At 60.6% G+C, this 12,639-nt stretch carries 11 protein-coding genes; 9 read left to right on the top strand and 2 right to left on the bottom strand.

Features of this window, described 5'->3' with window-relative positions; all coding sequences use genetic code 11:
* Window positions 1-150 precede the first annotated feature (150 nt).
* Both LG371_RS12280 and LG371_RS10465 read right to left on the bottom strand, forming a co-directional pair.
* The gene (locus LG371_RS12280; protein WP_255593129.1) at window positions 151-279 is read right to left on the bottom strand and encodes a hypothetical protein; all 129 of its coding nucleotides are present in this window, start codon (window positions 277-279) and stop codon (window positions 151-153) included.
* Between the two features lie 160 nt (window positions 280-439).
* Window positions 440-1,699 (bottom strand): LysM peptidoglycan-binding domain-containing protein, encoded by a 1,260-nt coding sequence (locus tag LG371_RS10465; RefSeq protein WP_067591286.1) that lies wholly within the window; start codon window positions 1,697-1,699, stop codon window positions 440-442.
* A 174-nt stretch (window positions 1,700-1,873) separates the two neighbouring features.
* Here LG371_RS10465 and def point away from each other — a divergent pair, with 174 nt between their 5' ends.
* From def to thiE, 9 genes are all read left to right on the top strand, one after another.
* Window positions 1,874-2,377: a peptide deformylase gene (gene def, locus LG371_RS10460; RefSeq protein WP_067591283.1), complete on the top strand. Its 504-nt coding sequence runs from the start codon at window positions 1,874-1,876 to the stop codon at window positions 2,375-2,377.
* Between the two features lie 26 nt (window positions 2,378-2,403).
* Window positions 2,404-3,339 carry a methionyl-tRNA formyltransferase gene (gene fmt, locus LG371_RS10455; protein WP_067591280.1) on the top strand — a complete coding sequence of 312 codons (936 nt, stop codon included), beginning with the start codon at window positions 2,404-2,406 and terminating at the stop codon, window positions 3,337-3,339.
* Window positions 3,336-4,595 carry a 16S rRNA (cytosine(967)-C(5))-methyltransferase RsmB gene (gene rsmB, locus LG371_RS10450; protein WP_225748440.1) on the top strand — a complete coding sequence of 420 codons (1,260 nt, stop codon included), beginning with the start codon at window positions 3,336-3,338 and terminating at the stop codon, window positions 4,593-4,595. Before fmt ends, rsmB begins: the two co-directional genes overlap by 4 nt.
* Window positions 4,558-5,151 carry a DUF4390 domain-containing protein gene (locus tag LG371_RS10445; RefSeq protein WP_225748439.1) on the top strand — a complete coding sequence of 198 codons (594 nt, stop codon included), beginning with the start codon at window positions 4,558-4,560 and terminating at the stop codon, window positions 5,149-5,151. Before rsmB ends, LG371_RS10445 begins: the two co-directional genes overlap by 38 nt.
* An 11-nt stretch (window positions 5,152-5,162) precedes the next feature.
* Window positions 5,163-7,277: a PAS domain-containing sensor histidine kinase gene (locus LG371_RS10440; RefSeq protein ID WP_067591271.1), complete on the top strand. Its 2,115-nt coding sequence runs from the start codon at window positions 5,163-5,165 to the stop codon at window positions 7,275-7,277.
* Window positions 7,264-8,538 carry a sigma-54 dependent transcriptional regulator gene (locus LG371_RS10435; RefSeq protein WP_067591269.1) on the top strand — a complete coding sequence of 425 codons (1,275 nt, stop codon included), beginning with the start codon at window positions 7,264-7,266 and terminating at the stop codon, window positions 8,536-8,538. Before LG371_RS10440 ends, LG371_RS10435 begins: the two co-directional genes overlap by 14 nt.
* Before the next feature lie 366 nt (window positions 8,539-8,904).
* The gene (locus LG371_RS10430; protein ID WP_067591585.1) at window positions 8,905-9,864 is read left to right on the top strand and encodes an acetyl-CoA carboxylase carboxyltransferase subunit alpha; all 960 of its coding nucleotides are present in this window, start codon (window positions 8,905-8,907) and stop codon (window positions 9,862-9,864) included.
* Window positions 9,865-9,868: 4 nt separating this feature from the next.
* A complete protein-coding gene (tilS, locus tag LG371_RS10425) occupies window positions 9,869-11,170 on the top strand; it encodes a tRNA lysidine(34) synthetase TilS (protein WP_225748438.1) in 1,302 nt (433 codons plus the stop codon).
* Between the two features lie 424 nt (window positions 11,171-11,594).
* Window positions 11,595-12,215, top strand: a complete 621-nt coding sequence (gene thiE / locus LG371_RS10420) for a thiamine phosphate synthase (protein ID WP_067591262.1) — start codon at window positions 11,595-11,597, stop codon at window positions 12,213-12,215.
* The last annotated feature ends 424 nt before the right edge of the window (window positions 12,216-12,639 follow it).

The raw sequence follows: 12,639 nt of genomic DNA, 5'->3' as shown, positions 1-12,639 counted from the left end.
CACAGGCTACCTGAAAACGGTTTATCCGGCTTTCAGGTAGCCTGTTTGGTTTGGGTGAAGAACAGGGTATTGAAGTAACGTTGCACCTTGGCAAAATGCCGCACCCAGCCACAGCGTTTGAAATGCTGCACACCAACTTACAGACAGTTTTCAGGTAGCCTCTTCCGCATGAAGCAGGCTACCTGAAAACACAGTTGATTTAATTGGGCGCAGGGAAAACATCGACGCGCCCAAAAATAATACAGCGGCGACCACTCTGATGCGCTCTGTCTGCCCCATCACTGCCTTCATTTAAGCCGCAGACGGACGAAACACAGCAATGCTGAAACAAGTTTGAATTGCCCAACCAAACCCTTTGAATTAACTTGAATATGCCCTTTCTCCCAATAAAAGGCTACCTGAAAATTTCAGGTAGCCTCATGACCGAACAGATCAACACTTAGCGGGTCGGATCGATATTGCTGCGGAGATCATACTGGTGGTGCTCGTATTCATACGGGCCTTGCGGCGTGTTGGGCGCATGACGATGTTCGGTACCCATGTCGTCCAAATCATGACCTGGCTCGGTGGCCAAATTACCAATAGATACGTTGGCGGTAGATTCCAGAATGATGGCGGAAGAAACATGTTCGCCCACTGAGTAAACCATAGCCAACCCGATTTCTTCGGACGGGATGTTCACGTATTTGATGGTCGGGCGGTTGGTCACATCGGTGCGCACTTGGCGGCTCTGACGATACAGGCTCAACACCGTGCCTTTGTCCAAACCATCAGCCAAGCCTTTGTTCAGGGTAATGGTGCTGAACTGGCCGGCTTCGCTGATACCGTCCAATACGTCGACGATAACGGCTTTCACCTGGTTATCCGGCGCATGCGGCATCATGTTGAAGGCGTTTTCCTCGCCGTTGTAATACATCAGGTAGTCGCCTTCGCGGATTTCAGCCACCTGCTCGCGAATCTGCAAGGCTTGTGCGGTTTCGGTGGGCACTTTCACCAGCGGATGCAGGCGGGTGTAATACTGGTTATCCGGCAGTTCTCGGCTGTCGCGCTCAGAGCGGTTGGCCAAGGCGCTGCTGGTTACCGGCAGGGTGGCCAGTTTGCCGCTGAACACAACCTGCTGGCCGATGAATTTGCCGGTTTCCGGATCGCGGATGTCTTTAATCGGGCGGTAAACCAGATATTCGCCGGGCTGGGTAATGCCGTAGGCATACACGCGGTCGCCCAAGGAGTACATGGTTTTGCCTTCGGGGCCGGCGATGATACGCGGTGCGTCTTGGGTAGTGCGTCGGGCAATTACCTGCGGATGTTTCATAAACATGCGGTAATAGTTGATGTTGATGGTGGAGATGCCGTAGCCAGCAGAAGTTTCACGTACGCGCGGCTGTAATTTTATGGTGGGGATGCTGCCACCTTCAACGCGCAGGCGCGGCTGGCCGTTGACATAATGCAACACCAAGACCTGCCCCGGGTAAATCAGGTGCGGGTTGCGGATGGTGCGGCGGTTGGCGCCCCACAGCCGCGGCCATTGCCACGGACGGTAGAGGTATTTGCCAGAAATACCCCACAGCGTGTCGCCGCTGCGCACGGTGTAGCGTGCGGGAGCGTTGGGGCGCACGCGCAGATTGGGCGCGGCCTCGGCGGACAGTGCGGAAACAGTCAAGCCAATGGCGCAAAGCAAGGTTATAATATGTTTTCTCATGAGAGAGCTTCCCTTTAGGATTAACGAACCTGATAACGCTTTATTTACGTTGTTGTTGATGAAATTAACGGAATCATAGAACATTTTAGGTATCTTGCGCCAGTATTCAGGCGAAAAAACCGTTACAACCGTAACAAGAACGTAACTATCTTACACACTGAAGAGAGAGATCAAATGGCTTTACTGAACATTCTGCGCTATCCCGACCCCCGTTTGAACCTGGTGGCTAAGCCGGTGGAGAAGGTAGACGAACGCATCAAACAACTGGTGGCCGACATGGCCGAAACCATGTATGAGGCCAAAGGCATCGGCCTGGCCGCCACCCAGGTGGACGTACACGAGCGCGTGGTGGTGATGGATTTGTCTGAGAGCCGCGACCAGCTGCAAGTGCTCATCAATCCGGTGATTCTCGAGCGCAACGGCGAAACCGTGTATGAAGAAGGCTGCCTGTCGGTGCCCGGCGTGTACGACAAAGTCACCCGCGCCGAAACCATCGTAGCCGAAGCGCTGGATCTTGACGGCCAGCCCTACACCATCCATGCAGACGGCCTGCAGGCCATCTGCATCCAGCACGAAATCGACCACCTCGACGGCAAAGTTTTCGTGCAATACCTGTCGCGCCTGAAGCAGGAACGCATCAAAACCAAAATGAAAAAACTCGACAAACACACGCTGTAAACACAGCAAGAGGCTACCTGAAAATCATGATTCGAAAAGTAATTTTTGCCGGCACACCCGATTTCGCCGCCACCGCCCTGCGCGCCATCGCCGAAGCCGGGTTCGACATTCCGCTGGTGCTCACCCAGCCCGACCGCCCCAAAGGCCGCGGCATGAAACTGCAAGCCTCGCCGGTGAAAACAGCCGCGCTCGAACTCGGTTTTCAGGTAGCCCAACCCGAAAGCCTGAAAGTTGAAGCCACGCAGGAAATGCTGCGTTCGCTCGAAGCCGACGTGATGGTCGTGGCCGCCTATGGCCTGCTGCTGCCGCAAGCCGTGCTGGATATTCCGCGCCACGGCTGCCTCAACATCCACGCCTCCCTGCTGCCCCGTTGGCGCGGCGCTGCCCCCATCCAACGCTCCATCGAAGCCGGCGACAGCGAAACCGGCATCTGCATCATGCAGATGGACGCCGGGCTCGACACCGGCGCCGTAGTCAGCCGCCACCCCTGCCCCATCCTCCCCGCCGACAACGCGCAAACCCTGCACGACAAACTGGCCGCCATCGGCGCCCGCGCTATTGTTGCCGATTTGCAACACTTTTCACAACGCACTGCCCAGCCCCAATCCGAACACGGCATCACCTATGCCCACAAATTAAGCAAAGCCGATGCCGAAATCGATTGGAGCCAGCCCGCTGAAGCCATCGAACGCCGCATCCGTGCCTTCAACCCTGTGCCCGGCGCCTGGTGCAACTACCGCGGCAAACCGATGAAAATCTGGTCGGCGCAAATCTGCGCAGCCGGCGGCCAATCCGGCAGCATATTGCAAGCCGATAAAAACGGCATTCAGGTAGCCTGCGGCAGCAGTTCCCTACTCATCCAAACCCTGCAACCCGCCGGCAGCGCCCGTATGGAAGCCGCCGCCTTCCTGGCCGGCCACCCCGTTGCCGCCGGCAGCCGCTTCGGAGCGGAAAACGCATGAGCCTAGCCAACGTCCAAACCCTCGCCGCCCACAGCGTGGCCGCCGTCGAAGCCGGCCGCAACCTCTCCGACGTGCTGGCCGAAATCTGGCACGCCCACCCGCAACTCACCCCGCAAGAACGCGGCGCCCTGCAAGACATCGCCTACGGCTGCCAGCGTTTTTCAGGTAGCCTACGCGCCCTGCTCGGCCTCATGCTCAACAAACCCCTGCCCCGCGCCGACATCCGTAGCCTGATACTGGTGGCGCTCTACCAGCTCGCCTACAGCCGCAACGCCGCCCACGCCGTGGTCAACGAAGCCGTGCGCGCCGCCGGCAAAATCGGCAAAGGCCAATACAAAGCCCTCACCAACGCCCTGCTGCGCCGCTTCCTGCGCGAGCGCGACAGCCTCATGCAGCAAGCCCGGCAAAGCCCCGAAGGCCGCCACAACCTGCCCGGCTGGTGGCTCGCCCGCCTGCAGCAAGACTACCCCGGCCACTGGCAGCAAATCACCGAAGCCTTCAACAGCCGCCCACCCATGACCCTGCGCATAAACCGCCGCTACACCACCGCGGAAGGCTACCTGAAAATCCTGGCCGCGCAAGACATGCAAGGCGAAATCCTCGGCAGCCATGCCGTCATGCTTGCCGTGCCCGTGCCCGTATCCGCCCTGCCCCTGTTTGCCGAAGGCGCCATATCCGTGCAAGATTGGGGCGCGCAACAGGCCGCCGCCTGGCTCAACGTGCAGCCCGGCGAACGCGTGCTCGATGCCTGCGCCGCACCCGGCGGCAAAAGCGGCCACCTGCTCGAATGGGCAGACTGCCAGCTCACCGCCCTCGACATCGCCCCCGAACGCCTGCAACAAGTGCGCGACAACCTCAAGCGGCTCGGCTTGCACGCCGAAACCCACGCCGCCGACGCACGGCAATGGGCTTCGTGTTATGATGGTTCGCCGTTCAACGCCGTTTTGGCCGACGTGCCCTGCACCGCCTCCGGCGTGGTGCGCCGCCACCCCGACATCAAATGGCTGCGCCGGGAGCAGGATGCCGCCAACACCGCCGCCCAGCAGGCCGGCCTGCTCGACGCCCTGTGGCAAACGCTCAAGCCCGGCGGCCGCATGCTGTTTTCCACCTGCTCGCTGTTTCACGAAGAAACCGGCAGCCAGCTGCAAGCCTTTTTGCAACGCCACGCCGACTCCTCCTGCCGGCGCAGCGAAACCCTATTACCCAATCCGCATCAAGATGGCTTCTATTACGCGCTTATCGACAAAACTGCTTAGCCTGCTGGCCTGCTGCCTGCTGGCTCTCGCAACCGTGGGCGCACAGGCAGACGGCATCAGCGCCACCCGCTCCACCGCCACACTCACGGCAGATGGCCGCCTGTCGGTGAACAGCCGCTTTCAAACCGAGCTGCCCGAGCAGCTTCAGGTAGCCCTCAAGCAAGGCGTGCCGCTCAACTTCCAACTGAGCTACCGCCTGCAATCGCCCACGCTGGCCGCCTACCGCTGGCGGCTCGGCCAGCTGGTCGGTTCCCCGCAAACCATCAACTATAAGCTGGCCTACCACCCGCTCACCGACCGCTACCGCGTGAGCGTGGGCACCTTTTCCACCGAATACGGTACCCTGCCCACCGCCCTGAGGGCCGTTGGCGCAGTAGCCAACTGGCAGGTGCTCGATAAAGGTGCGCTCTCCGGCACCGCGCCTGCCGAGGTGGCCGCCGATGTGCGCCTGAGCCTGAGCATCAGCGATTTGCCCCGCCCGTTCCAAATCAACGGTGAAACTTCCAAGAGCTGGCAGATTGATTCCGGCTGGCGCAAGTTGCTCATCAGCCAGTAGAAGGGGAAACGATGCGCCGTCTGCTGATTTTCATTGCGGTTCTGGGCATACTGGCTCTGTATGTGTTGGCGCTCGCCACCGGCCACGCCAGCAAGCTGGCGCAGTATTTCTGGTGGATTCTCACCTTCAGCGCCGCCCTTTTGGGCATTCTGCTCACCATCCTGATTTCCCAGCTGTGGAAACTGTGGCACAGCCGGCGCCAACGGGTGTTCGGCTCGCAAATTGCCACCCGCCTGGCGCTGATGTTTATGCTGGTGGCGATTTTGCCCGGCCTGTTCTTATTCGGTGTGTCAGCGCAGTTTATTTCGCACAGCATCAATTCCTGGTTTGGCAACGAAACCGAAGAAGCGCTGGAGCGCAGCCTGAGCCTGAGCAAATCGGCGCTGGATTTGGCGCTGGATACTTCCGTGCGCAAGGCCGCCGGAATTCAGGTAGCCTTAATCGGCGAAATGTCGCTGCAACAAGACGCGCGCCAAGCATTGGGCCAGCTGGCCGAAAACAGCGGTTTCGCCCAGCTGGCGCTGTTCGACACGCAAAACATGTCCCCTGCCGCCGAATACCGCCAGTCCGGCGCCGACACCCTGCCCCAGCCCGAACTCACCCAAGACATCCTCAAAGAAGTGCAAAGCACCGGCACCGCCCGCAGTCTGGCCAGCGTGAGCAACACGCTCTATGCCCAAGGCTGGCTCGCCCTGCCCGAGCTGCACGGCCAACACTACATCCTCTTCTTCCGCCAGCCCGTGCAAAAACAGGTGGCCGACGACGCCACCCTGATTGAAGCCGCCCGCGCCCGCTATGCCGAAATCAGCTATGCCAAACAAGGCCTGCAAACCTTCTTCCTCTTCACCCTGCTGATGGCCACCCTGCTGGCCATCCTGCTCGCGCTCGTGATCGCCCTCTATTTCGCCCAACGCTTCACCGCGCCGATCCTCTCCCTAGCCGCCGGCGCCCGCTCCGTGGCGCAGGGCGACTATTCCCAGCAGCTCGCCGTATACCGCAACGACGAGCTCGGCCGCCTCACCACCCTGTTCAACCACATGACCGCCGAGCTCAACACCTCATACAGTCGACAAGAAGCTGCCCGCCATTATCTTGAATGCGTACTCTCCAGCCTCACCAGCGGCGTGCTCACCCTCGACGAAAAAGGCTACCTGAAAACCTACAACAGCAGCGCCGAACACATCCTCATGCTCAACCTGGAGCCCTGCCGCGAGCGCAACCTCCACGAATGGCAGCATCTGGGCGTCGCCCCCGCGCTGGCCGCACAAGCCCTGCTCGCCATCCTCGACACCGCCAAGAGCAGCAAACCCGTGCAGCTCACCTACGCCGCCCCCGACGAATCGCGCATCCTACTGGGCAAAGCCACCCCCCTGCCCGAAGACAACGGCGCCGGCACCGTGCTCGTGTTCGACGACGTCACCGCACTGGTGCAGGCGCAGAAAGAAGCCGCCTGGGGCGAAGTGGCACAACGCCTGGCGCACGAAATCCGCAACCCGCTCACCCCCATCCAGCTCTCCGCCGAACGACTGGCCTGGAAACTCGGCGGCAAGCTCGGCAGCAAAGACGCCGCCATGCTCGCGCGCGCCACCGACACCATCATCAACCAAGTGGCCGCCATGAAAGACATGGTCGAAGCCTTCCGCAACTACGCCAAAGCCCCCAAACTCAAGCTGGAAAAAATCGATTTGCACCGCCTAATCGAAGAAATTCTGGTGCTGTATGAAGGCTCAAATTGTACATTTAGCGCCGATTTCAGTAATATAGAAGCCGTAATCGAAGCAGATGCTGGCGCTATGCGGCAGGTTTTGCACAACATCCTGAAAAACGCCGCCGAAGCCGCCGCTGCCGACGAGCAGCCGAAAGTTGGCGTCGCCACCGAAGTAGAAGACGGAAAAATCGTCCTAACCATCTGCAATAACGGAAAAAGTTTTAGCGAAGACATGCTCCGCCAAGCCTTCGAACCCTATATCACCGACAAACCCGGCGGCACCGGCCTCGGTTTGCCCGTGGTGAAAAAAATCATAGACGAACACAACGGCCGCATATCGCTGGCCAACCGCCCCGAAGGCGGCGCCTGTGTGAAAATTACTTTACCCCTACTGATGGAAAACGATGCGCAGCAGTGATATTTTGATTGTCGATGACGAAGTGGGCATCCGCGATTTGCTGTCGGAAATCCTGCAAGACGAAGGCTATTCGGTTACCTTGGCCGAAAACGCCGAAGAAGCCCGCCAACTGCGAAACCAGACCCGCCCCACCATGGTGCTGCTGGATATCTGGATGCCCGATTGCGACGGCATTACACTTCTGAAGGAGTGGGCCAAATCCGGCCAGCTCAACATGCCCGTGGTGATGATGAGCGGCCACGCCAGCATTGACACCGCCGTGGAAGCCACCAAAATCGGCGCGCTGGATTTCTTGGAAAAGCCCATCGCCCTGCAAAAGCTCTTGGCCGCCGTAGAACGCGCCTTCAAGCACAGCGCCATGCAGGCCGCCTCCACCATGTCGCTGGACAAACTCGGCACCAGCGAGGCCGTCAAACAGCTCAACCAGCAGCTCGAACGCGCCGCCCGCACCCAAGCCCCCGTGCTCTTGGCCGGCGAGCCCGGCTCCCCCTTCGAAATGGTGGCGCACTACTTCCAAACCGGCAACGCCCCCTGGGTGGAGCCCAGCAAAATCGAGCAGATCAGCAGCAGCCCCATCGAGTTGCTGCAAAAAGCCAGCAACGGCGTGCTCTACTTAGGCGACATCGCCCAATACGGCAAAAGCATCCAGCAAGGTATCCTCTTCCTGCTCGGCAAGGCCGACCGCTACAACGTGCGCATCATCTGCGCCTGCAGCCAGCCCGTGCAAGACCTGCTCACCAGCCCGGATTACGACAGCCGCCTGCTCAACAGCCTCTCCACCATCATGGTCAGCATCCCCCCGCTGCGCAGCCAGCCGGAAGACATCGTCTTTCTGGTGGAACAGCTGATTCAGGAATTTTCCGAGAGCCGCAAAACCGCCGTCAAATTCAATACCGCCGCACTCAACGCCCTGCGCCAATACGACTGGCCCGGCAATTTCGAGCAGCTGCGCAGCGTGGTGAAAAGCATCATGCTCACCGCCGAGAGCAAAGAAATCGGCCTGGAAAACGTGCAGGCCGTGCTCAGCCAGTTTGCCCCCAGCCAACCCTCCGAGCTCGTGGGCGGCTTCAACTTCGACCTGCCCCTGCGCGAGCTGCGCGAAGACCTGGAGCGGCGCTATTTCGAATACCATATTGCCCAAGAAGGCCACAACATGAGCAAAGTGGCGCAGAAAGTCGGGCTCGAGCGCACCCACCTCTACCGCAAGCTCAAACAGCTCGGCATCCAGTTTTCACGTCGCGGCAGCAGCGACAGCAAATAGCCCAAACCCACACAGGCTACCTGAAAACTTTTTCAGGTAGCCTGTCGTATTGTTTACATCCCCTGCCGCACCACACAGGCTACCTGAAAAATTTCGAGCCGCCGCTCTTGATGCCACCGCATAACAAAATTTAGCAAAAACCCAAGCACAACAAAATAGTTAGCCCCGCAAGAGGCCGCCTGAAACCACCCCATATATCGAAAAATCAGCAGCAATAGCTGCACAAACCGCGCATCTTAGCGTATCATTGCGGCGGTTTATACGGCTAAATCATGTTAAGAAACGCCTCCCGCCGCGCCCCGCCGCCGGAGCATGTTTCGCCGCCGCGCCCACACAGCCGGCTGCCGCAAACAAGGAAACAAACCCATGAAACAGATTTTTCTCGATTTCGAACAGCCCATTGCCGAACTGGTGCAAAAAATCGACGAACTGCGCTTCGTGCAAAACGACTCCGTTCTCGACATTTCCGAAGAAATCGAACGCCTGCAAAAGAAAAGCAACGAGCTCACCAAAAGCATCTTCGCCAAGCTCACCCCCGCGCAAATCATGCAGGTTTCCCGCCATCCCCAGCGCCCCTACACACTCGACTACATCGAAGCCCTGTGCACCGATTTCGAAGAGCTGCACGGCGACCGCCACTATGCCGACGACCACGCCATCGTGGGCGGCCTGGCCAAATTCGAAGGCCAGAGCGTAGTAGTGGTCGGCCACCAAAAAGGCCGCGACACCAAAGCCAAAATCCGCCGCAACTTCGGCATGCCCCGCCCCGAAGGCTACCGCAAAGCCCTGCGCCTGATGCAAACGGCGGAAAAATTCGGCCTGCCCGTGCTCACCTTCATCGACACCCCCGGCGCCTACCCCGGCATCGGCGCCGAAGAGCGCGGCCAATCCGAAGCCATCGGCCGCAACCTCTACGAGCTCACCCGCCTGCGTGTGCCCGTAATCTGCACCGTAATCGGCGAAGGCGGCTCCGGCGGCGCGCTGGCCATTGCCGTGGGCGATGCCGTAAACATGCTGCAATATTCCACCTATTCCGTGATTTCCCCCGAAGGCTGCGCCTCCATCCTGTGGAAAACCGCCGAAAAAGCCCCCGATGCCGCACAAGCCCTCGGCATCACCGCCAAGCGCCTGAAAACCTTGGAGCTGATCGACCAAGTCATCCCCGAGCCCCTGGGCGGCGCCCACCGCGACTACGAAGCAGTGATGAACAACGTGCGCAAAACCATCCGCCAGCAGCTGGACGATTTAGAACACCAGCCCATCGACCAACTGCTCGCCAAGCGTTTCGACCGCATCATGGCCTATGGCAAATACACCGAAAAATAACCCCTTGCGGCAACTCGTTGCCCAGCAATGGCCGGCCGAGAAAGCCGGCCGTTTTGCCGTGGAAGCCGGCTTTTCCGGCGGGGTGGATTCCGTGGTGCTGCTGCATATTTTGTGCAGCCTGCGCAACGAATTGCCGCTGGAATTAAGCGCAGTGCACGTGCACCACGGCCTCGATGCCGCCGCCGATGAATGGGCGGCATTTTGCCGCGAACTGTGCGGACAGTGGCAAGTGCCGCTGCGGGTGGAACGCGTGCGGGTGGAATTTGGCGGGCTCGGGCTGGAAGCCGCCGCCCGCGCCGAACGCTACCGCTGCTTCGCCCGCAGCCGCGCCGACGCCGTCGCCCTGGCGCATCACGCCGACGACCAGGCCGAAACCCTGCTGCTGGCCGCCCTGCGCGGCGGCGGCCTGCGCGCGCTCGCCGCCATGCCCGCCCTGCGCGCGCTGAACGAACGTGTCAGCCTGTGGCGCCCGCTGCTGGCCGTTTCCCGCGCCGAATTGGTGGAATATGCCCGCGCGCACCGCCTGCCCTGGGTGGAAGACGACAGCAATGCCGACACCACCCTGCTGCGCAACTGGTTGCGCCGGCATGGCCTGCCGCCCTGGCAGGAGCGTATGCCCAAGCTCCAAAGCCAGCTGCTCTCCAGCGTGAGCCAGCTGCAACGCGATTTGGCGCTGCTCGACGACTACACCGAAAGCGAACACCGCAGCCTATACGATGCCGCCGGCCGTTTTCAGGTAGCCTCTTGGCGGCAGCTCAGCCCCTTGCGGCAGGCGCACCAACTGCATGTTTTCGCCCGCCGCCACCATCTCGGCAGCCCCTTCGCCGCCGGCGTGCGGCAGTTTGCCGACACGCTGGCCAACCCCGCCGTCTTGCAGGCCGAATGGCCGCTGCCGCGCGGCCGCGCCGTCCTCTATGCCGGCCGCCTGTTTGCCGTGCCCAATGCGCAGGCAAACGGCCAACCCTTTGCCCAACCCGCCTGGCAGCCCGCCCCGCACGGGCTACCTGAAAACCTGATCCGCCCCGCGAGCGGTATCTGGCGCACCCCCGAGCCGGGCGACACCCTGCCGCTGCCGCACGGCCGCAAGAAAATCAGCCGCCTGCTGCAAGAGAAAAAAGTGCCGCCCTTTATGCGCGCGCTGTGGCCGCTGTGGGCAAACGAACAGCACGGCTGCCTCGCCGCCGCCAACCTGCAAACGCATTGCAAACTCTCCGTGCCAAACGGCTGGCAGGCGCGGGCGGAAGAGCTGGAGCCCTTTATTTTGGCGGGTTCCGCACACGGGAGTGAAGGGGAAGAGGCTACCTGAAAAAGTTCGGATTTCGGCGGAACGGAGGCTGGATTTTTTCAGGTAGCCTGTATGGGATGCGGGTGATGGGGTATAGTTCTGTTGGCTGTTTCAGCTGATTTCAATTGGCTGTGTGTTGAAACCAGCAGCTCGTCGATGTCGCGGTAGTCCTTATATCAGCCGCCTTCGGGCGGCTGTGTGTTGAAATTACCGTAAGTTGGTGGCACAGTACGGCTCGATTGTCAGCCACCTTCGGATGACTGCATTTAAAACCAACCATACAACTCCCAAACAGGCTACCTGAAAAACATCTTGCCTTCGCCCGGCCGCGTTCCTACCAAGCCAAGCCCCACATTTTCAGGTAGCCTCCCCCCTCACAAACCCGCCGCAGCCTTTCCCGCTGCGCTATAATACCCGCCCGTCCACCACCCACAGGCCGCCCGCCATGCTCCCCTTCCCCCCGATTGCCCGCCCGCTCAAATTCTACGCCGTGGTGCCCGATGCCAATTGGGTGGCGCGCATGGTGGCCGCCGGCGCCGACACCGTGCAGTTGCGCAGCAAAACCCTCAGCGGCGAAGCCCTGCGACAAGAAGTGCGCCGCGCCGTGGCCGCCGCCCGCGGCTCAAACAGCCAGCTCTTCATCAACGACCACTGGCGGCTCGCACTGGAAGAAGGCGCCTACGGCGTGCACCTCGGCCAGGAAGACATGGATAGCGCCGACTTCCCCTCCCTCGCCGCCGCCGGCATCCGCCTCGGCCTAAGCACCCACGACGAAGCCGAAATGGCACGCGCCCTGGCCGTGCGCCCCAGCTACGTGGCCTGCGGCGCCGTGTTCGCCACTGCCACCAAAGCCATGCCCACCGAGCCGCAGGGGCTGGAAAAACTGCGCCGCTACGTGCAACTGGCCGGCAGCACGCCCACCGTGGCCATCGGCGGCATCACGCTGGAAAACGCCCCAGCCGTGCTCGCCACCGGCGTGTCTTCGCTGGCCGTGGTCAGCGCCGTTACCCAAGCGCCCGACCCCGCCGCCGCCGTGCGCGCCTTCCAAAAACTGTGGCCGGAATAAACCCGCTGCCGCATGAGGCTACCTGAAACCTCTGCCGCCGCCGGATAGATAGAAATATCGTCTGCTTGATGCAAACTCAGCGCTTTGCCGTCCTCTCCCAAGAAGGATTAAGCTTCAAGCAAACCCAATTTTTCAGGTAGCCTTTAACGATATACAAATTCCAAAACAAACAATTCCCCACAAACGTGCAATGCTGCGCTACCCCTGCTGGCGCAGCCGAACGGAGCACGGCTTTTCGGGAAACAAAGGCTTGCATGTTCGAAGCGGCGCAGCCGCAAGTTGCGAGCCCGCCCAAAAAACCGTGCAGAGTGAGGGAAGTTTGCGCAGCAAACCTGTGCCCGCAGTCGTCTTTCTTTTGCCTACTTTTCTTTGACGAAGCAAAGAAAAGTAGGTGCCCGCGCCGACATAAGGCGCAAGGGTGGAT

It is taken from the genome of Eikenella sp. Marseille-P7795 (assembly GCF_916618725.1).
Taxonomy (GTDB): domain Bacteria; phylum Pseudomonadota; class Gammaproteobacteria; order Burkholderiales; family Neisseriaceae; genus Eikenella; species Eikenella longinqua.
Note: the sequence above shows the minus strand (reverse complement) of the source record. Positions and strands in the feature narration are given on the sequence as shown.

What these genes read in the sequence shown, in the direction of transcription:
- LG371_RS12280 (WP_255593129.1), bottom strand. Translation starts at nt 279, where the DNA reads ATGGGGCAGACAGAGCGCATCAGAGTGGTCGCCGCTGTATTATTTTTG.
- LG371_RS10465 (WP_067591286.1), bottom strand. Translation starts at nt 1,699, where the DNA reads ATGAGAAAACATATTATAACCTTGCTTTGCGCCATTGGCTTGACTGTT.
- def (WP_067591283.1), top strand. Translation starts at nt 1,874, where the DNA reads ATGGCTTTACTGAACATTCTGCGCTATCCCGACCCCCGTTTGAACCTG.
- fmt (WP_067591280.1), top strand. Translation starts at nt 2,404, where the DNA reads ATGATTCGAAAAGTAATTTTTGCCGGCACACCCGATTTCGCCGCCACC.
- rsmB (WP_225748440.1), top strand. Translation starts at nt 3,336, where the DNA reads ATGAGCCTAGCCAACGTCCAAACCCTCGCCGCCCACAGCGTGGCCGCC.
- LG371_RS10445 (WP_225748439.1), top strand. Translation starts at nt 4,558, where the DNA reads ATGGCTTCTATTACGCGCTTATCGACAAAACTGCTTAGCCTGCTGGCC.
- LG371_RS10440 (WP_067591271.1), top strand. Translation starts at nt 5,163, where the DNA reads ATGCGCCGTCTGCTGATTTTCATTGCGGTTCTGGGCATACTGGCTCTG.
- LG371_RS10435 (WP_067591269.1), top strand. Translation starts at nt 7,264, where the DNA reads ATGCGCAGCAGTGATATTTTGATTGTCGATGACGAAGTGGGCATCCGC.
- LG371_RS10430 (WP_067591585.1), top strand. Translation starts at nt 8,905, where the DNA reads ATGAAACAGATTTTTCTCGATTTCGAACAGCCCATTGCCGAACTGGTG.
- thiE (WP_067591262.1), top strand. Translation starts at nt 11,595, where the DNA reads ATGCTCCCCTTCCCCCCGATTGCCCGCCCGCTCAAATTCTACGCCGTG.